Below are 18,674 nucleotides of genomic sequence, written 5' to 3'. Positions count from 1 at the left end.
CTTTGAATTCACCACAAATATCAGCGGTTGAGCCACTCCAACATCCCCCGCCCAGCCGCCCTGCCACTGGCAAAACACCCCGTCAGCAAATACCCGCCGGTCGGCGCTTCCCAGTCCAGCATCTCCCCCGCACAAAACACCCCTGGCAATTGCTTGAGCATCAACCGCTCATCCAACGCTTCAAACGGCACACCACCGGCCGTGCTGATGGCTTCATCCATCGGCCGTGTCTTCACCAAGGTCAGCGGCAGCGCCTTGATAGCCGCCGCCAACTGCGCCGGATCATTGAAGTGTTCGGCGGGTGCCAACTCGCGCAACAACGCCGCCTTGACCCCATCCAACCCCAACTGACTGTGCAAGTGCTTGCTCATCGAGCGCGAACCACGTGGCTTGGCCAACGCGGCATGGACCTTGTCCAACGGCTTGCTGGGCAGCAAATCGATATGCACCGTGGCCGAACCTTTCCGGTTGATCGCCTCACGAATCGGCGCCGACAGCGCGTAGATCAAGCTGCCCTCGATACCGCTGGCGGTGACCACGCATTCGCCGAGGCGGGGTTTGTCATCGCCCAGGCCGATGGCGACATTTTTCAACGGTGCGCCGGCGAATTTGCTGACCATCAATGGGCTCCAGGCCGACACCTCAAACCCGCAGTTGCTCGGTTGCAACCTGGCGCAGGGCACGCCTTTATCTTCCAGCAATTTGAGCCAGGCGCCGTCAGAACCCAAGCGCGACCAGCTGCCGCCGCCCAGCGCCAGCAACACGGCAGCACTGTGGATGGTTTTTTCCCCGTCCGGGCTGTGGATAAGTAAATCCCCCTGCGCATTCCAGCCCTGCCAACGATGCCGGGTGTGGATAACCACACCTTGGTCGCGCAGGCGCTTGAGCCAGGCACGCAACAGCGGGGCGGCTTTCATGTCGGTAGGAAATACGCGGCCGGAGGTACCGACAAACGTCTCGATGCCCAGGCCATGAATCCATTCGCACAGTGCTTCAGCGCCAAATGCCCGCAATAACGGCGCCAGGTGGGGGGCCCGTTCGGCATAGCGCGAGAGGAAAGCCGGGTAGGCTTCGGAATGGGTGATGTTCATGCCGCCCACGCCTGCCAGCAGGAATTTGCGCCCCACCGACGGCATGCCGTCGTACAGGTCGACCCGCACCCCCGCCTGGCTCAAGACTTCAGCGGCCATCAGCCCGGTGGGGCCGCCGCCGATGATGGTGACGTGTTGAGGAGAGGTCTGAGGCATGGGCAGGGCTACGGTCGCTTGAATAGGCCGAGCATTCTACCCGACGGCAGCGTGGCTGCCTGATCAAAAAACGTACACTTTCCTACAGGCCATGCGGCTACTCGCTTTCAGCCCCTTACGCTCAAGTTATCCACAGCCCGTTCCACAGGCATTGTGGGTAACGCCCAGGGTTCAATGACAACCTGATGACGTCCACACCCGTTGCGCGCTGTGGTGCAGGATGCCATGACGGCGCGCCAGGGCTGGGCGATCCTTGCTGTAGCCGCCGCCGATCACTCCCATCACCGGGATGTCGCGACCCAGGCAGTGGCGCATCACGCTTTCATCGCGGGCGGCGACGCCTTCGTCGGTCAGCTTGAGGTAACCGAGGGCGTCGTCCTTGTGTACATCGACGCCGGCGTCGTATAGCACCAGGTCCGGCTGGTACAACGGCAAAAGGTAGTTCAGCGCATCGTCCACCACCTTGAGGTACTCGGCATCGCCCATGCCCATGGGCAGCGGGATATCCCAGTCGCTCTGGGCCTTGCGGGCCGGGAAGTTCTTCTCGCAGTGCAGCGACACGGTGATTGCGTCCGGCGTGTCGTGGAGGATGCGCGCGGTGCCGTCGCCCTGGTGCACGTCGCAGTCGAAGATCAGCACGCGGTTGACCCGCCCGCTGGCCAGCAGGTAATGGCTGATCACCGCCAGGTCGTTGAAGATGCAAAAGCCGGCCGGATAATCATAATGGGCGTGATGGGTACCCCCCGCCAGGTGGCAGGCCAGGCCGTGTTCCAGCGCCTGTTCTGCCGCGAGTATCGAGCCGCCGACCGCGCGCACGGTACGCCGGGCCAGCGCTTCGCTCCAGGGCAGGCCGAGTCGCCGTTGGTCTTCTCGGGACAACTTGCCGCTCATGTAGCGTTCGATATACCCAGGTTCATGGGCCAGGCCCAGAATCTCTGGCGGGCACAGTTGCGGGCGCAGCAACTGGCGGTCTTCGGTCAGGCCGCTGGCCACCAGGTGGTCGCGTAACAGGCGGAACTTGTCCATGGGAAAGCGGTGATCCGCGGGGAACTCAGGGCTGTAGTCATCGTGGTAGATCAATGGCAAAGGCATGGGATTTTCTGACGGGAACCTGCGAGGGATCTTAACAGCGCTGTACACTCACGCACATGGCAAGGGGAGGGGACCCGTGGAGCCGATACTGGAATTGGAAAGCGCGCGCCTGGTGCTGCGCCAATGGCGTGACAGCGACCTGCCGGCGTTTGCGCAAATGTGCGCCGACCCGCAGGTGATGCGCTATTTTCCCGGCCTGCTGGACCGCCTGGAAAGCGCCGCGCTGATCGGCCGGATTCGTGGGCACTTCGCTGAATACGGCTTTGGCCTGTGGGCCTTGCAGCGCAAGGACAGTGGCGAATTCATCGGCCTGACCGGGTTGCAGAATGTCAGTTTCGAAGCCGGTTTTACCCCCGCCGTGGAAATCGGCTGGCGCCTGGCCCGCGAGCATTGGGGCCTGGGCTACGCCAGTGAAGCGGCCTGGACGGCGCTGCGCTGTGGTTTCGACCGCTTGCAGCTGGATGAAATCGTCGCGTTCACCACCGAAGCCAATCTGCCATCACAAAAAGTCATGCAGGCCATCGGGATGCATTACGATCCCCAGGCGGATTTCGAACACCCCAAGGTCGCAGCCGATAACACGCTGCGCCATCATGTTTTGTACCGCATCACCCGCGCCCAATGGTTGGACACGCTGCACGGATAAGCAGCCCGGAATGCCCAATAGACCCCCTGTAGGCGCGAGCTTGCTCGCGAAGAACCCAAGAGCGCTGCGGTAGACCAGAAGCGCGGCGTTATCGTTAACCACCTTCGCGAGCAAGCTCGCGCCTACAGGTAGATACCGTTTTGCTCTGAGGAGAGTTTGAATGAGCCAAGTATTGGAAGATCTGGTGGACTTGCTGACCCTGGAACCGATCGAGGAAAACCTCTTTCGCGGCCGCAGCCAGGACCTGGGTTTTCGCCAACTGTTCGGTGGCCAGGTGCTCGGCCAGTCGCTGTCGGCCGCCAGCCAGACCGTAGAAGAAGCGCGCCACGTGCATTCCCTGCACGGTTATTTCCTGCGCCCTGGCGACGCGGCCTTGCCGGTGGTGTATTCGGTGGACCGCGTGCGTGATGGCGGCAGTTTCAGCACGCGTCGGGTCACGGCGATCCAGAAGGGCCACCCGATTTTCACCTGCAGCGCTTCGTTCCAGTACGACGAAGAAGGCTTCGAACACCAGACCACCATGCCGGTGGTGGTCGGCCCGGAGAACTTGCCGTCGGAGCTGGAGCTGACCAAGCAGCGTGCGCACCTGATCCCCGAACACATGCGCGAAAAGTTGCTGTGCCCCAAACCGATCGAAGTGCGCCCGGTGACCGAAAAAGACCCGTTCAACCCGCAGCCGTCGGACCCGGTCAAGTACGTGTGGTTCCGCGCCGACGGGGCGCTCGCCGACGCGCCGGCGCTGCATAAATACCTGCTGGCCTACGCGTCGGACTTCGGCCTGCTGACCACCTCGCTGCTGCCCCATGGCAAGACGGTGTGGCAGAAAGACATGCAGGTCGCCAGCCTTGACCATGCGCTGTGGTTCCACGCCGACCTGCGCGCCGATGACTGGTTGCTCTACGCCATGGACAGCCCATGGGCCGGCAACTCCCGTGGTTTCTCCCGGGGCAGTGTGTACAACCGCGCCGGGCAACTGGTGGCGTCGGTGACCCAGGAAGGCCTGATTCGCCACCGCAAGGACTGGGCATGAGCCTGGCCGACGTTAAGCATTGGGTGTTCGACATGGACGGCACCCTCACGGTGGCCGTGCATGACTTTGCGGCTATTCGCGTGGCCCTGGAGATTCCACCCGAGGATGACATCCTCACCCATCTCGCCGCGTTGCCGGCGGACATCGCCGCAGCCAAACATGCCTGGTTGCTGGAACATGAGCGCGAGCTGGCGCTGGGTTCCGTCGCGGCGGACGGTGCGGTGGAGCTGGTGCGCGAGCTGGCCGGGCGGGGTTATCGCCTGGGGATCCTGACCCGCAATGCGCGGGAGTTGGCGCATATCACCCTGGAGGCTATTGGCCTGGCGGACTGCTTTGCGGTCGAGGATGTGCTGGGACGTGACGATGCGCCGCCCAAGCCGGATCCGGGTGGGTTATTGAAATTGGCGGCGGCGTGGGATGTATCGCCGAGCGAGATGGTGATGGTCGGGGATTACCGCTTCGACCTCGACTGCGGCCGAGCGGCGGGGACCCGAACGGTGTTGGTCAACCTGCTGGAGAACCCGTGGCCCGCGTTGGCGGATTGGCATGCGCAGGATTGTGCGGCATTGCGCCGGATGATCTAGCCCAAGCGACGAATATCAAATGTGGGAGGGGCGGTGCGACGATTCGACTTGCCCCCGATAGCGGTGTGTCAGTCTCAGCATCTGTAACTGATCCACCGCTATCGGGGGCAAGCCCCCTCCCACATTTTGAACAGGTTTCGTCAGTTATCGCTTAAACAGTACTTTCTGGCCTTCTGGCGAAGTAAACATCCCATCCCCGTCATGCCCAACCCCCGGCACTTCCACCAGCGTCTGGCTCAACTGCGGATGGCGTTGCTTGAGGTAGTCAAAATAGTTGTGCCCACGAATCAGCCGATACGCGCCCTGGGTCTCGGCTTCGCAGCTTTTATCCAGTGCCGGGTGGTTCGGGTCGGTGTCCTGCTGGCCCAACAGGTAGGTAATGTCGCGTGACACGTAGGCCCGCTCAAGCTGCTCGACGCCTTGGCCTTCAGCATAGGCGGGCAGGTGTTGCATGCCGTATTTCCAGTCGTTGAATCCAGGGCAGTCGGCCACGTTGAATTTCACCGGGCGTTGCGGGCTGAAGTAGGCGTAGGACGACGGGTTAGCCACCACATACCGCAGGCGGATGCCTTCGGTGTGCAGGGCCGGGTGGTCGTGGCCGGTGAGGGCGAAGCGCTGTACCACCTGGCCTCCGCCGGAATGGCCGGCTACCACGATCTCTTTGAGCGCCGGGAACAGTGTGCGGTTGCCCAGGTGCTTGATGATCTGGTCCAAGGCGCCGAAGGAGCTGACAGCTCCCGGCCCCACCGAGGGCTTGCCAGCCATCCAGTCGTTGCCCCTCCAGCGCAGGACCTGATTGTCCAGATGGTTGCGTTTTACGTCTGAATCATTGAGAAACTGCGGCGCGATCACCAGCGTCGTGGCTCCAACCCCGGCGTGTTCAGCAGCGTCTTCGCCACTTTGCAGGTAGGTCTGCGCATTGCGCAGCCGACCATGCACGATGATCAGGGCTCGGGTGACCTGGGGCAGGGGGCTGGCCCAGTCCTGGCTCAGGCCCAGGCTGAGGTCGCCGGCCGGCAGGTGAAAACGATCGGGACTGACCACCTTGACGCCATGCTCTTTCTCGGCCGCCCAAGTGGTGGTGGAGCAGGTCAGCCATACGCCCAGCAGCAATCCCAATCGGTTATTCATCTAAAGACTCTTGGCCGTAAACGTGTCGCATTGAGTGATCTGGCCCTGGGCGAAGCCGGTCTTGAACCAGCGAACCCGCTGTGCCGAGGTGCCGTGGGTAAACGAGTCCGGCACCACGCGCCCTTGACCCTGTTGCTGCAAACGGTCATCGCCGATGGCGTTGGCCGCATTCAATGCTTCTTCAATATCGCCGGGCTCCAACCAGTTCAGGCGCTTTTGCGCACGGTTGGCCCATACCCCGGCAAAGCAGTCGGCTTGCAGTTCCTGGCGGACCAGCAGGCCGCCGTCGCCTTGCATCTGTCGGCCTTGCTGGCGTGCAGCCTGGATCTTCGCCGAGATGCCGAGCAAGGTCTGCACGTGGTGCCCGACTTCATGGGCAATCACATAGGCCTGGGCGAAATCACCCGCGGCCTGGAAGCGTTGCGACATCTCCCGGAAGAAGTCGAGGTCGAGGTACACCTGCTGGTCGGCCGGGCAATAGAACGGGCCGCTGGCCGAGGTCGCCCCACCGCAGGCGGAATTGACCCGGCCACGGAACAGAATCAATTTCGGGTTCTTGTAGGCCAGGCCGTTTTCCTGGAACACCTGGCCCCAGGTGTCTTCGGTATCGCCCAGTACGGCCCTTACAAAATCGGCTTGCTCGTCATTGGCCGGTGGCGCCTGGCGCGACTGTGTACTCACCGAGGGGGCCTGGTCCATTTGGCCGGTCAACTGGCCAAGGATCTGCAGCGGGTCCTGGCCGGTCAGCCAACCGATGCCGACGATCAGCACAATCGCCGTGAGGCTCAGGCCCTTGCCGCCGCCAAAACGCATGCCCCCACCGCCGCCGCCACTGTCGTCGCGGGCGTCCACCACGTTGTCGCTGCGTCGGCCTTTTTTCCATAGCATGGGAGCAATCCTCTTGATAAACCTGCTGTAGGCGCGAGCTTGCTCGCGAAAAACGCACAAACACCGCGTTTAACCAGATTGCCCGCGTTATCGTTAACGAATTTCGCGAGCAAGCTCGCTCCTACACTAATTTAGTGTCTGATTATGGTCGGTATTAACGGCAATAGCCTTCGCCGGTGGCGACGATCAGGCAGTCCTTTTTATCCGCCAGCCATTTCAGCCCGGTCGCTTCGCCATCTCCGGCGCGCAGCAGTTGCGGGCCATCCGGGCGGGTGAAGGCAATACCGCCGTCGGCCGCTTCCCCTTTAAAGGTGCCGGAGTCGCCAGCGTCAAGGCCGTATTGCATGGTTAGAACGTAGTGGCCTCGGCCGATGCTGTCGTCTTTGGCGATGGTCAGGTTCAAGCCTTCCACCCCGATCCACTTGCCGACCCACTGGTCAGTGGGCGGGGTTTGCGGCACCAGCGTGGCCTGCACGGAGGCCGGGGCAGGTTTGGGGGCGTCCTTGGCTTCCTGGTTGCAAGCGGCGAGCAGCGCAACGGCGCAGAGAAGAAAGAGGTTTTTTTTCATGACGGCAGGGCCTTGGTTAAAAAGTGTGCAACGCGGGAGCGAGCGTGCAGCGTTGGACTCGATTCCCGTGATTTAGTGCGCTGTTCGCACGTTGTTTGGTTATGCTCTTGGGGCAGACTCCCGCCCGGCTGCTAGATTACCGGGTTGAGCGCCACTTCGTTCAGTGCTCAGCGTTCCGCTCGCCAAGCCAGAGAATTCAATGACTGTCAGTACCCCGCTTTCCGGCGTCAACCATCCCTTCAAAGGCATCCTGCTGATTGTGCTGGCGACGTTTCTGTTCTCCAGCCATGACGCCCTGTCCAAATACCTGGCCGGGTTCTACCCGATCGTGATGGTGGTGTGGGCGCGCTACCTGGTGCACACCTTGCTGATGGCCGGGATTTTCCTGCCGCAATCGGGGCTACGCGTGCTGCGCAGTAAACGCCCGGGGATGCAGGTCGTCAGGGCCTTGTGCCTGCTGGGCACCAGCCTGTTTTTCACCTCGGCGCTGCATTTCATCCCATTGGCCGAAGCCACGGCCGTGAACTTCCTCGCGCCGATCCTGGTGACCGCGCTCTCGGTGCCGCTGCTGGGTGAACACGTGACCCGCGGCCAATGGCTGGCGGTGGTCTGCGGGTTTGTCGGCGTGCTGGTGATCATCCACCCCGGCGGTGAGTTGTTCACGCCTGCGGTGCTGCTGCCGTTGTGCTCGGCGCTGTTCTTCTGTTTCTACCAACTGCTGACGCGCATTCTCAGCCAATACGACACGCCGACCACCAGCAACTTCTTCGCCGGGCTGTGCAATACCTTGGTGATGAGTGCGATGGTGCCGTTCTTCTGGCAGGTGCCGAGCCTGTGGCACGGCGCGTTGATGCTGGCACTGGGTACCTGCGGGATGACTGCACACTTGATGCTGACCCAGGCGTTCCGCTTTGCGGCACCGGCCTTGCTGGCGCCGTTCGGCTATTGCCAGATCGTCTTCGCGGGGTTGTTGGGGTGGCTGGTGTTCAACCATACCCCCGATATGACCACGGTGGTCGGCATCGGGGTGATCTGCATGAGCGGGTTGGCCGCTGCCTGGCAGCAGCGGCGGCGTTGATTACACGGCGACGGTAGGAATCTTGCGCGGTGCCATGAAGTACATCCAGGTCAGCGCGATGAAGTACATCGCCGGGATCAGGGTGAACAACACGGTGTAGTTGTTGTTGGTCACAGTCAGGATGTGGCCGACGATCTGGGTCATGAACATACCGCCGATGGCCGCGCACATGCCGCCGAAACCGAACACCGTGCTCATCATGTGCTTGGGCGTGTAGTCCATCACCAGGCTCCAGATATTCGCGGTCCAGGCCTGGTGTGCGCCGATGGCCAGGGAGATGGCGAACACCGCGACCCACAGCTGGCTGGAACCGGCCGCCATGATCACGCCGACGATGCAGCAGGCAAACAGCAGCATCGACAGCAGCCGCGCCTTGATCGAGTTCATCCCACGGCCGATCAGGAACGACGACAGAATCCCGCCCCCTACGCTGCCGAAGTCGGCGGTCAGGTAGATGATGATCAGCGGAATGCCCATCTGGGTCACGTTGATGCCCAGGTTGTATTGCTGGTTCAAGAACGGCGGCAGCCAATACAAGTAGAACCAGAACACCGGCGCCGTCAGCGCGTAGGCGAGGGCGAAGGCCCAGGTGCCGCGCATGCGCAGGATACGGCTGAAGGGCACGCGGGGTTGTTCCGGTTCGACTTCCTGTTGCACGTAGTCCAATTCGGATTGCTTGACCGTTGGATGGTCTTCCGGGTTGAAGTACTTCAAGCCCCAGAACAGCAGCCAGATGGCGCCCAGTGCCGACATGCACAGGAACGCCGCCTGCCAGCCCCACACGTGCAGGATCAATGGCAGCAACATTGGCGTCATCATCGCGCCGACGTTGGTGCCGGCGTTGAAGATGCCGGTGGCTACTGCGCGTTCGCCGGCCGGGAACCACAGGCGGGTGGTCTTGACGCAGGCCGGGTAGTTGGCGGCTTCGGTCAGCCCGAGGATAAAGCGGCAGACCATAAAGCCCAGCGCCGAGGTGGCCAGGCCGTGGGCACCGGTGGCCAGGCTCCACAACAGTACCGCGCAGAAGAACACGCGCTTGACGCCTACGCGGTCGATCAGACGGCCTTGCAGCACAAAGCCAATCGCATAACCGACCTGGAACCAGAAGTTGATGTTGGCGTAGTCCATCGCCGTCCAGCTCATCTCTTTGGCCAGGATCGGTTGCATCACGCCAAGGGCGGCGCGGTCGATGTAGTTCAGGGTGGTGGCGAAGAACACCAGGGCCAGCATGCCCCAGCGGGTTTTACCGACGGCCAGTGCGCCGCGGATCTTATCGCCGATACCGGCGTGCGGGGTGGCCGGGCGCGCGGCCAGGACGGAGTTTTGCGAAGGCATGAGGGAGTACCCGTTTTTTTTGAAATTTTTATGGTGTGGTCTGGGTCTTGTTGCGTGATCGATGGTGCGCAGTGGCTAAAAAATCGTCAATTCGCCAACCACCATTGTGTTCGATAATCGCCCTAAAAACTAACCGGTTCGTACATTTCAATTGCTGTGAGCAGTTTAGCAGCCAATAATTTGCCCTAAATAAGACGAGCCTCAAATGCCGGGAGTCGCCCCATGCAACGCTCTATTGCCACTGTTTCCTTGAGCGGAACCCTGCCGGAAAAACTCGAAGCCATCGCGGCTGCCGGGTTTGATGGCGTTGAAATCTTCGAAAACGATCTGCTGTATTACGACGGCAGCCCGCGAGAAGTCAGGCAAATGTGTGCCGACCTGGGCATTGCTATCACCTTGTTTCAGCCGTTTCGTGACTTTGAAGGTTGCCGCCGTGACCGCCTGGCCCGCAACCTGGAGCGCGCCGAGCGTAAGTTTGACCTCATGCAGGAACTGGGCACCGACCTGGTGCTGGTGTGCAGCAATGCCTCGGCCGACTGCGTAGGCGATGAACGGATTCTGCTGGACGACCTGAGCCTTCTAGCCGAGCACGCCGGCCGCCGTGGCCTGCGTATCGGTTATGAAGCGCTGGCCTGGGGCAAGCACGTGAACACCTGGCAGCAGGTATGGAACCTGGTGCGTCAGGTCGATCATCCGAGCCTTGGCGTGCTGCTCGACAGTTTCCACACCTTGTCGCTCAAGGGCGACCCCAGTGGCATCGCCGAGATTCCCGGCGACAAGATCTTCTTTGTGCAAATGGCCGACGCGCCGATCCTGGCCATGGATGTGCTGGAGTGGAGCCGGCATTTTCGCTGCTTCCCCGGCCAGGGTGAATTCGACCTGGCGGGTTTTCTGGCACCGATCATCCAGAGCGGCTACACCGGGCCGCTGTCCCTGGAGATTTTCAACGACGGGTTCCGCGCGGCACCGACCCGGGCGAATGCTGCCGATGGCCTGCGCTCGTTGCTGTACCTGGAGGAGAAAACCCGCCAGCGCCTGGCGCGGGAACAACCCGCCGCGCCGGTCGATATCTTGTTCGAAACCCCTGCCGCCAGCGAGTACGACGGTATCGAGTTCCTCGAATTTGCGGTGGATGAAAGCCTCGGCGCCAAGCTGACCCAATGGCTGGAGCGCCTCGGCTTCGTCAAGGCCGGCCAGCACCGCTCCAAGAGCGTCAGCCTGTTGCGCCAGGGCGATATCAACCTGATCCTCAATTGCGAACCCTATTCCTTTGCCCACAACTTCTTCGAGGCCCATGGCCCGTCGTTGTGCGCCACCGCGATTCGGGTCAAGGACAGCGCCAAGGCATTGCAGCGCGCGGTGGCCTACAAGGGCCAACCTTATCGCGGCCTGGTGGGCCCCAATGAGCTGGAACTGGCGGCTGTCCGTGCGCCGGACGGCAGCCTGATCTACCTGGTAGACCCCAGCGAAGGCGGGTTGTACGACACCGATTTCAACCTGCAACCGGTCAGCGCCTCCAGCGGTGGCCTGCTGCGTATCGACCACATGGCCATGGCTTTGCCCGCCGACAGCCTCGACAGCTGGGTGCTGTTCTACAAGAGCCTGCTGGATTTCGAAGCCGATGATGAAGTGGTGTTGCCCGACCCTTACGGCCTGGTGAAAAGCCGCGCGTTGCGCAGCCGCTGCAGCTCGATTCGCCTGCCGCTCAATATCTCCGAGAATCGCAACACCGCCATTTCCCACGCACTGTCGAGCTATCGCGGCTCGGGTGTGCATCACATTGCCTTCGACTGCGCGGATATTTTCGCCGAGGTACGCCGCGCCAAGGAGGCGGGCGTGCCGTTGCTGGATATCCCGCTCAACTACTACGACGACCTGGCGGCGCGCTTTGACTTCGACGATGAGTTCCTCAGCGAGTTGGCGTACTACAACGTGCTGTATGACCGCGATGCCCAGGGCGGTGAGTTGTTTCATGTGTACACCGAGCCGTTCGAAGGGCGGTTCTTCTTCGAAATCATCCAGCGCAAGAACGGCTATGCCGGCTACGGTGCGGCCAACGTGGCGGTGCGCCTGGCGGCGATGGCCAAGTCGCGCAGCGGCGCGGTACGCCAGGCTCGGTTGTAACCGGTGGCCAGGTGCTTCCTTCGGGGAGCGCCTCGGCCCATAATCGCGGCCTGCACAATAAAACCGGCCGTGAGCGCACCATGACCCTGACTCCCGATCTCTCCGCTGTGTCAGATGCACCGCGCAAGAGTCGCAAGAACAATCCGGAAAAGACCCGCGAGAACATTCTCCAGGAAGCCGTTGTCGAGTTTGTTCAGCAGGGTCTGTCCGGCGCTCGCGTGGATGCCATCGCCGAGCGCATCCATACCTCCAAGCGCATGATCTATTACTACTTCGGCAGCAAGGAGCAGTTGTACGTCGAGGTGCTGGAGAAGCTCTACGGTGATATCCGCAACACCGAAACCCGCATGAACCTCACCGCCCTGGAACCCCGTGAGGCGATCCGGCGGCTGGTGGAGTTCACCTTTGATCACCATGACCAGAACGTGGATTTCGTGCGCATCGTCAGCATCGAAAATATCCACAATGCCGAGTACGTGAAGCGTTCCGACTCGATCAAGGCGATGAACAGCAACATCCTGGAAGCGCTGGGTGCGACGTTGCGCCGTGGGGCTGAGATGGGGGTGTTCCGGGCCGGGTTGGAGCCGCTGGACGTGCACCTGCTGATCAACTCGTTCAGCTTTTACCGGGTGTCCAACCGCCATACGTTCAGTGAGATTTTTCAGATCGACCTGTCGGATGAGGCGGTTAAGCAGCGGCATCGGGACATGATTTGTGATTCGGTGCTGCGTTACCTGCAGGCCTGAAGTCAGCGCAGAAATCGTTGTGGCTTGCCCTAAATGCCGTTCAATTAAGGCTTTTTTTGTAGGAGCGAGCTTGCTCGCGAAGAACTCACGGGCACCGCATTGATTCAGGAAGCACGCGTTATCGTTGACGTTTTTCGCGAGCAAGCTCGCTCCTACAGGGGTTAGTTCAGTCCACTCATTGAGCCATTCATGCTTTGGAAGTGCGCCAGCATCCGCTGCGCATCCGCCACCTCACCACTGAACAGCTCAAACGCTTTTACCGCCTGAAACACCGCCATATTGCCGCCATCCAGGGTGCGGCAGCCCAAGGCGCGGGCATCACGCAGCAGTTCGGTTTCCAGCGGGAAATACACGATTTCAGCCACCCACAGTTCGGCTCTCAGCAAAGCAGCGGGCACCGGCGTGCCGGGCAGCTTGGCCATGCCCATTGGCGTGGTGTTGACCAAGCCGTCGGCCTCGGCCATGGCGTTTTGCAGGTCACTGCCCACCTGGGCGCGACCGCTGCCAAAATGTTGCGCCAGGTTATCCACAAGGTCCCGGGCGCGGCTGGCGTCCACATCGAACACACTCAATTGTTCGACACCCTCGGCCAGCAACGCGTGCGCCACTGCTGCGCCAGCGCCACCGGCGCCCATCTGCACCACGCGCTGACGCGGCACATCGTTGAGGTTACGGCGAAAGCCCTCGGCAAACCCCAGGCAATCCGTGTTGTGGCCAATACGTTTGCCAGCCTTGAACACCACGGTATTGACTGCGCCAATGCCCCGCGCTTCGTCAGACAATTCATCAAGCAGCGGCAGGATCGCTTGCTTGCACGGGTAGGTAATGTTCAAACCGGTGAAGTGCATCCGCTCGGCGGCGTCCAGCAGGTCGGGCAGGGCGTCGAGAGTCAGTTGCAGCGGTTCCAGATCGATCAGTCGGTAGAGGTAGCGCAAGCCCAGGGCATCGCCTTCCTGTTCATGCAGGGCTGGCGTGCGGGAAGCCTGGATACCGGCGCCGATCAGGCCAGCGAGGACGCGCGGTTTCATCGAGCCGCCCCCTTGAGCAACTGGCTGAAATGTTCCAGGGCCAGGTGATAGCCATGGCTGCCGAAACCCGCGAGCACCGCCTTGGCGATGGGCGACACAAAGGAATGATGGCGGAAGGCTTCACGGCCATGCACGTTGGAGAGGTGCACTTCGATCACCGGCACTTCACTGGCCACCAGAGCGTCACGAATCGCCACTGAAGTGTGGGTCCAGGCCGCCGGGTTGATCACGATACCGGCGCAACGGGTGCGGGCGCCGTGGATCCAGTCGAGTAATTCACCTTCGTGGTTGGTCTGGCGAAACTCGATTTTCAACCCCAGTTGCTCGGCGCTGCGACCACACAGGGCGGCCACGTCGGCCAGGGTTTCATGGCCGTAGGTCGCGGGCTCGCGGGTGCCGAGCAGGTTGAGGTTGGGGCCGTTGAGCACCAGCACGATGGGCGGCATAAGGGTCTCTCCACAGTTATTGTTGGTTGTGGAGATAAAATGTACTGAATGGTTAATTTGGTCAATTGGCGGCAGAGGATGTGTTCGATTATCGAACAGTTAATCCGACCCTTCACCTGGCTGGATCAGATTAGATATCAATTGAAAATCATTCTCGACAACGCTTAAGATGCTTGCCTGTTTCCTTAACATTCCAGGGAGTCGGTTTGTCGGACGTGGATCTCAAAGGCCTGTTTCTCAAGCATGCCGATACCTTGCGCGGGTATCTGGCGCGCAAGGTACGGGACCCGCAGTTGGCCGCAGATCTGGTGCAGGAGAGCTTCCTGCGCCTGGCGGAAAAGCCGGCCGGCGAGCGCATCGACAACTCCCAGGGCTATCTCTATCGAACGGCGAGCAATCTGCTGATCGACCATATTCGCCAGGAAGCGCGGCGCAAGACAGACTCCGTGCCCCATGAGGCGTTGGCCGAGATTGAAGATGAAGTGGCCGGGTTGGAGGCTCAGGCAATGGCGCAGCAACAGCGACAGGCATTGAAGCAGGCACTGGCGGAGTTGCCGGAGCGCACCCAGCAGATTTTCCGTCTCAACCGCATCGAAGGCATGACCCACGCTCAGGTCGCGAGGCACCTGGACATCTCTGACAGTTCCGTACAAAAGCACCTGGCCAAAGCGTTGGCCTACGTGATGCAACGCTTGCAGGAAGGCGAGAGGGCGCCATCCGACGAATGAGTTACCGAAATGCGCCACGTCAGACGTCACAGCGTTACATAACGAAAAATTCGAGATTCACACGTGAATAGCCAGGGTCCGCAACAGCACAGCATTACCGAGGCGGCCGCCGAGTGGGCGGTGCGCCTGCACGCCGGTGCCCTGACCGATCAGGAGCAGGCCGAACTGCAGCATTGGATTGCCTGCGACAGCCGTCATGAAGCGGCATTGCGCTTTGCCGAACAGACGTGGGCGGCACTGGGCGACGTGTACAAGGAACCGCCGGTGAACCGCCAGCGCTCATCAGCGACGACGATGCCCGTGCGCCGGGCCAAACGGCGCAGGTCTTGGCAACGTGCGGCGGCCGTCGCGCTGGTCGTGGTGGTGGCCGGTGTCGGCTGGGTGCGCGGGCCAGAGGTGTTGCTGCGCATGCAAGCGGATTACCTCACCGAGAAAGGCGAGGTGCGCACCGTGCAACTGGCCGATGGCAGCAAGGTCGAGCTGGACTCCGGCAGTGCCATTCGCCTGGATTACGACGGTGTGCAACGCCGTATCCGCCTGCTCCAGGGCTCGGCGATCTTCGACGTGGCGCCGATGGTGGGCGAGGAAACCCGGCCTTTTGTGGTGCAGAGCGCCGGGGGGCAAACCCGGGCGCTGGGCACGCGGTTTGTGGTGGCACGCGAGAGCGACAGCCAGGCGTGGGTCGGCGTGCTGGAGCACAGTGTCGAGGTTTCCCTGCAAGCCATCCCGATAAAAGGCCCGGCCGACAGGGTGGTCAAGGAAGGCCTGGCCGCACGCTACAACCTCCAGGAAGGCATCGTGGCCATGGACCCCTTCGATGTGGAACGCGCCACCAGCTGGCGACGCGGCGTACTGATCTTCGATCACCAGCCCCTGGCCAAAGTCATCGAGCAACTCAACCTCTACCGCCCCGGGCGTGTGGTGTTGACAGACTCGGCACTGGGCGATCGCGAAGTCAGCGGCGTGTTCCGCCTCGACATGCTCGACACCGCCCTCGGCACCCTCACCCAGGAACTTCAAGTGCAACGCTTTGACCTGGCAGGCCTCAGCCTGATCTATTGATTGCCCTGTAGGAGCCGGTTTGCCGAGCGATGTGCGGTGGTCTTTCTGACGTCATCGCCCGCAAGCCGGCTCCTACACATACCTCGCCTTGAAACCCGCCCTTTAGAAACTTTTGAAAAAGTCTTACTGACTTCCTGCGCGTCGCACGTCTTGCTAGGTGAGAAGCATTCGCATAAACAAAAACGCTCAGCGCAGGGAACAACAGAAATGTCAGCACTCAACAAGGGGCGTATCACCGCAAGCCGGTTAGCCCTGGCCATCCACGTTGGCCTGTTCGCCGCAGTGGCTCCAGTATTCGCCGCTCAGTCTCAGGCGAGTGCTGCGCAACCGGCGGTGCTGATGCTGGATATCCCTGCACAATCCCTGGGCAGTGCGGTGCTGGCGTTCGCCGACCAGGCCGGTCTGCAAGTGCTATTCGACAGCCAGCGCCTGGCGGGTTTGCAAAGCACTACGGTGAAGGGGCAGTACGGCGTGCAGGAAGGCCTGGCGTATTTGCTGGGGAATGCGCCCGTGGAGTATCGCTTCAATGGCGAGCGCCAAGTCACCCTGACCCGCGTAGAGCAGAGCGGCGCCGCTTTGGCGCTGGCGACCACCACAATCACCGGCCTGCACCCCAACGACTGGGTGTATTCATCGCCACGTTCGGTGAGTGTGGTGGGGCGTGAGCAATTGGATCGCAACCCGCCACGGCATGCCGCTGAGATGCTCGAGGAGGCGCCGGGCGTCTACTCGGCGGTCAGCCAGCAAGACCCTGGGCTGTCGGTGAATATTCGCGGTATCCAGGACTACGGCCGGGTCAATATGTCGGTGGACGGCATGCGCCAGAACTACCAGCAAAGTGGTCACCAGCAACGCAATGGCACGCTGTATGTCGACCCGGAATTGCTGTCGGAGGTGGTGATCGAGAAGGGCGCCACTTCCACGATGGGCGGCGCCGGGGTGATCGGCGGGGTGGCCAACTTTCGCACCGTGGAAGCGGCCGACCTGCTCAAGGGCGGTAAGGAAATCGGCGGGCGCATCCGCTTGACCACGGGGCTGGGCGGGCGCAGCAACGGCACGCATTTTATTGGCAGTTCGGCGTTTGCCGTGGGGACGGACGTGTGGGACATGCTGGTGGCCGCCAGTGAGCGTCATCTCGGTGATTACAAACCCGGGACTAAAGGCAGCATCGGTGAACTGCGCACCGGCAGTTCCTTCCTGCCGGCCAGCGAGGATCGGATCAAGAACTCCACCGTCGAGTACACCGGCTCGGTGATGCGCTCGCGCCTGCTCAAGCTCGGTATCAACCTGCCGGTGGATCAGCGTCTGCAACTGAGCTACCTGACCACCGAAGTCGACTACGACGACGTCAACATGATGACCGCCGAAAAAGCCCAGCTATGGGAAAAACTCGGCAGCAGCAACGTCACGGCGCAGAACTTCGCACTGGACTACAGCTACACGCCGGACAACCCGCTGATCGATTTCAAGGCCAAGCTTTACTACGTCGATACCCGCAATGACCAAACCACGCTGACCCGTGGCAGCAGCAAGGGCTACGACGTTACCTATCAGACCAACACCTATGGTTTCCAGGCGCAGAACATCTCGACCTTTGCCTTGAGCGAGCTGTCCGTGATCAAGGCCAACTATGGGCTGGAGTTTTTCTACGACAAGGTGCGGCCGGACTCCAACCAGATGGTGGCCGCCGATTCGGCGGTGACGGCCTCGGCGGCGGAAAGCATCACGCCCAGGGGGGATCGGGCGATGGGCAGCCTGTTCGCGCGCCTGGATTACGACTACGACAACTGGCTGAACCTCAATGCCGGGTTGCGCTACGACCGCTATCGGCTACGCGGCGAAACGGGCTTGAACACGCGCACCTTCATCATCGGCACTACGCGGCAAATCGGCTTGCCCATGACCTATGACGTGGATCGGGAAGAAGGGCATTTTTCGCCCACCGTCGGTCTGTCGGTCAAGCCAGGCGTGGATTGGCTGCAACTGTTCGCCACGTACGGCAAGGGCTGGCGACCGCCGGCAGTCACCGAAAGCCTGGTCAGCGGCCGGCCCCATGGAGGCGGTTCGGAGTCGATTCTTCCTAACCCCTACTTGAAACCCGAGACGTCCACGGCGTGGGAGGTGGGCTTCAATGTGCTCAAGGAAGACCTGCTGTTCGCGGAAGACCGGGCGGGCATGAAGGTGTCCTACTTCAATACCCGCGTCGATGATTTTTCCTACATGGCCCTGGGCGTGCAGCCACCCGGTTATGGCATTGCCAATATCGGCAATGCGGCTTACGTCAACAACCTGGAGACCACGCGTTTTCGCGGCCTCGAATACCAGTTGGATTACGACGCGGGTTTCGCCTACGGCCAGGTCAACTACACGCGCATGCTCGGCAGCAACAAGTTCTGCAGCAAGACTGCGTGGTTGGGGGGCGTTACCAAGACCCAGAAGCGGCCGGGCAACCGCACGCCGGTGGACGCGATGGTGCCGGACGACGCGGCCAATGCCGCCGTGGGCTGCAATGCCATCCTCGGCTCCTCCGAGCACATGCCGATGGATCGCGGCACCGCGACCCTGGGGGCGCGTTTCTTGGAGCGCAAGTTGGATGTGGGGGTTCGCGCCCGTTATAGCGCTGGTTATTACGTGAAAGGCGGCGTCGGCGTGACCACTTCACAGACCGGCGTCTACCCCGCCGACTGGAAGCCTTACACCGTCTATGACCTGTACAGCAGCTACCGCGCTACCGACCAATTGACCTTGCGCCTGGCCATGGAGAACGTCACCGACCGCGCCTACCTGGTGCCCCTGGGCGATGTGCTGGCCTTCACCCTGGGCCGTGGGCGCACCTTGCAGGGCACCGTTGAATATCAGTTCTGACCGATTTTGCCCAGTGACGGGCAAAACCACAGCGGGCACCGGCTTGCTGCGGAGTTACCACCCCATGACTTGGAGT

The 18,674-nt window shown here is 61.6% G+C and carries 17 protein-coding genes and 2 pseudogenes; 9 read left to right on the top strand and 10 right to left on the bottom strand.

Annotation, left to right across the window (positions count from 1 at the left end; all coding sequences use genetic code 11):
• Positions 1-20: 20 nt before the first annotated feature.
• Both P2T68_RS32030 and P2T68_RS32025 read right to left on the bottom strand, forming a co-directional pair.
• Positions 21-1,247 carry a TIGR03862 family flavoprotein gene (locus P2T68_RS32030; RefSeq protein WP_277378777.1) on the bottom strand — a complete coding sequence of 409 codons (1,227 nt, stop codon included), beginning with the start codon at positions 1,245-1,247 and terminating at the stop codon, positions 21-23.
• A gap of 171 nt (positions 1,248-1,418) precedes the next feature.
• Positions 1,419-2,339 carry a histone deacetylase gene (locus P2T68_RS32025; RefSeq protein ID WP_024077537.1) on the bottom strand — a complete coding sequence of 307 codons (921 nt, stop codon included), beginning with the start codon at positions 2,337-2,339 and terminating at the stop codon, positions 1,419-1,421.
• Positions 2,340-2,415: 76 nt separating this feature from the next.
• Here P2T68_RS32025 and P2T68_RS32020 point away from each other — a divergent pair, with 76 nt between their 5' ends.
• Entirely contained in the window at positions 2,416-2,985 is a 570-nt protein-coding gene (locus P2T68_RS32020; RefSeq protein ID WP_024077536.1) for a GNAT family N-acetyltransferase, read from the top strand.
• A gap of 3 nt (positions 2,986-2,988) precedes the next feature.
• Here P2T68_RS32020 and P2T68_RS32015 read toward each other — a convergent pair.
• Positions 2,989-3,147: pseudogene (locus P2T68_RS32015) on the bottom strand (outer membrane lipoprotein carrier protein LolA); the annotation flags it as partial.
• Between P2T68_RS32015 and tesB the strand changes: the two are divergent.
• A complete protein-coding gene (tesB, locus tag P2T68_RS32010) occupies positions 3,146-4,015 on the top strand; it encodes an acyl-CoA thioesterase II (RefSeq protein ID WP_069077056.1) in 870 nt (289 codons plus the stop codon). The pseudogene P2T68_RS32015 and the gene tesB sit on opposite strands and share 2 nt — an antisense overlap.
• Positions 4,012-4,599 carry an HAD family hydrolase gene (locus P2T68_RS32005; protein WP_069077057.1) on the top strand — a complete coding sequence of 196 codons (588 nt, stop codon included), beginning with the start codon at positions 4,012-4,014 and terminating at the stop codon, positions 4,597-4,599. The genes tesB and P2T68_RS32005 overlap by 4 nt, the downstream gene beginning before the upstream one ends.
• A 144-nt stretch (positions 4,600-4,743) precedes the next feature.
• On the opposite strand, the gene P2T68_RS32000 is transcribed toward P2T68_RS32005, so the two are convergent.
• The 4 genes and pseudogenes from P2T68_RS32000 to P2T68_RS31985 form a co-directional block, all read right to left on the bottom strand.
• On the bottom strand, positions 4,744-5,730 hold the full coding sequence (locus P2T68_RS32000) for an alpha/beta hydrolase (protein WP_277378776.1): 987 nt from the start codon (positions 5,728-5,730) through the stop codon (positions 4,744-4,746).
• On the bottom strand, positions 5,731-6,618 hold the full coding sequence (locus P2T68_RS31995) for a neutral zinc metallopeptidase (RefSeq protein WP_024077532.1): 888 nt from the start codon (positions 6,616-6,618) through the stop codon (positions 5,731-5,733).
• 26 nt (positions 6,619-6,644) lie between these two features.
• A pseudogene (locus tag P2T68_RS31990) lies at positions 6,645-6,749 on the bottom strand (outer membrane lipoprotein carrier protein LolA); the annotation flags it as partial.
• A 23-nt stretch (positions 6,750-6,772) separates the two neighbouring features.
• Positions 6,773-7,186 carry a lipoprotein gene (locus tag P2T68_RS31985; protein ID WP_277378775.1) on the bottom strand — a complete coding sequence of 138 codons (414 nt, stop codon included), beginning with the start codon at positions 7,184-7,186 and terminating at the stop codon, positions 6,773-6,775.
• 199 nt (positions 7,187-7,385) lie between these two features.
• Here P2T68_RS31985 and P2T68_RS31980 point away from each other — a divergent pair, with 199 nt between their 5' ends.
• Positions 7,386-8,264: a DMT family transporter gene (locus tag P2T68_RS31980; protein ID WP_024077530.1), complete on the top strand. Its 879-nt coding sequence runs from the start codon at positions 7,386-7,388 to the stop codon at positions 8,262-8,264.
• Here P2T68_RS31980 and P2T68_RS31975 read toward each other — a convergent pair whose 3' ends face one another.
• A complete protein-coding gene (locus P2T68_RS31975) occupies positions 8,265-9,599 on the bottom strand; it encodes an MFS transporter (protein ID WP_024077529.1) in 1,335 nt (444 codons plus the stop codon).
• Positions 9,600-9,821: 222 nt separating this feature from the next.
• Here P2T68_RS31975 and quiC point away from each other — a divergent pair, with 222 nt between their 5' ends.
• Positions 9,822-11,723: a 3-dehydroshikimate dehydratase QuiC gene (gene quiC / locus P2T68_RS31970; RefSeq protein ID WP_069077060.1), complete on the top strand. Its 1,902-nt coding sequence runs from the start codon at positions 9,822-9,824 to the stop codon at positions 11,721-11,723.
• 80 nt (positions 11,724-11,803) lie between these two features.
• Positions 11,804-12,469, top strand: a complete 666-nt coding sequence (locus tag P2T68_RS31965; RefSeq protein ID WP_041161028.1) for a TetR/AcrR family transcriptional regulator — start codon at positions 11,804-11,806, stop codon at positions 12,467-12,469.
• A gap of 161 nt (positions 12,470-12,630) precedes the next feature.
• On the opposite strand, the gene P2T68_RS31960 is transcribed toward P2T68_RS31965, so the two are convergent.
• Positions 12,631-13,497: a shikimate dehydrogenase gene (locus tag P2T68_RS31960; RefSeq protein WP_277378774.1), complete on the bottom strand. Its 867-nt coding sequence runs from the start codon at positions 13,495-13,497 to the stop codon at positions 12,631-12,633.
• The gene (gene aroQ, locus P2T68_RS31955; protein WP_024077525.1) at positions 13,494-13,943 is read right to left on the bottom strand and encodes a type II 3-dehydroquinate dehydratase; all 450 of its coding nucleotides are present in this window, start codon (positions 13,941-13,943) and stop codon (positions 13,494-13,496) included. The genes P2T68_RS31960 and aroQ overlap by 4 nt, the downstream gene beginning before the upstream one ends.
• Positions 13,944-14,149: 206 nt before the next feature.
• Between aroQ and P2T68_RS31950 the strand changes: the two genes are divergently transcribed.
• The 3 genes from P2T68_RS31950 (at position 14,150) to P2T68_RS31940 (ending at position 18,598) form a co-directional block, all read left to right on the top strand.
• Positions 14,150-14,671 (top strand): RNA polymerase sigma factor, encoded by a 522-nt coding sequence (locus P2T68_RS31950; protein WP_024077524.1) that lies wholly within the window; start codon positions 14,150-14,152, stop codon positions 14,669-14,671.
• A 63-nt stretch (positions 14,672-14,734) separates the two neighbouring features.
• On the top strand, positions 14,735-15,733 hold the full coding sequence (locus P2T68_RS31945) for a FecR family protein (RefSeq protein WP_102624483.1): 999 nt from the start codon (positions 14,735-14,737) through the stop codon (positions 15,731-15,733).
• 207 nt (positions 15,734-15,940) lie between these two features.
• Positions 15,941-18,598 (top strand): TonB-dependent receptor, encoded by a 2,658-nt coding sequence (locus P2T68_RS31940; RefSeq protein WP_277378773.1) that lies wholly within the window; start codon positions 15,941-15,943, stop codon positions 18,596-18,598.
• Positions 18,599-18,674: the final 76 nt, after the last annotated feature.

Source organism: Pseudomonas sp. G11 (assembly GCF_029457515.1).
Lineage (GTDB): Bacteria > Pseudomonadota > Gammaproteobacteria > Pseudomonadales > Pseudomonadaceae > Aquipseudomonas > Aquipseudomonas gorinensis.
The sequence above is the reverse complement of the archived record's forward strand: the minus strand, read 5'-3'. Positions and strand labels throughout refer to the sequence as shown.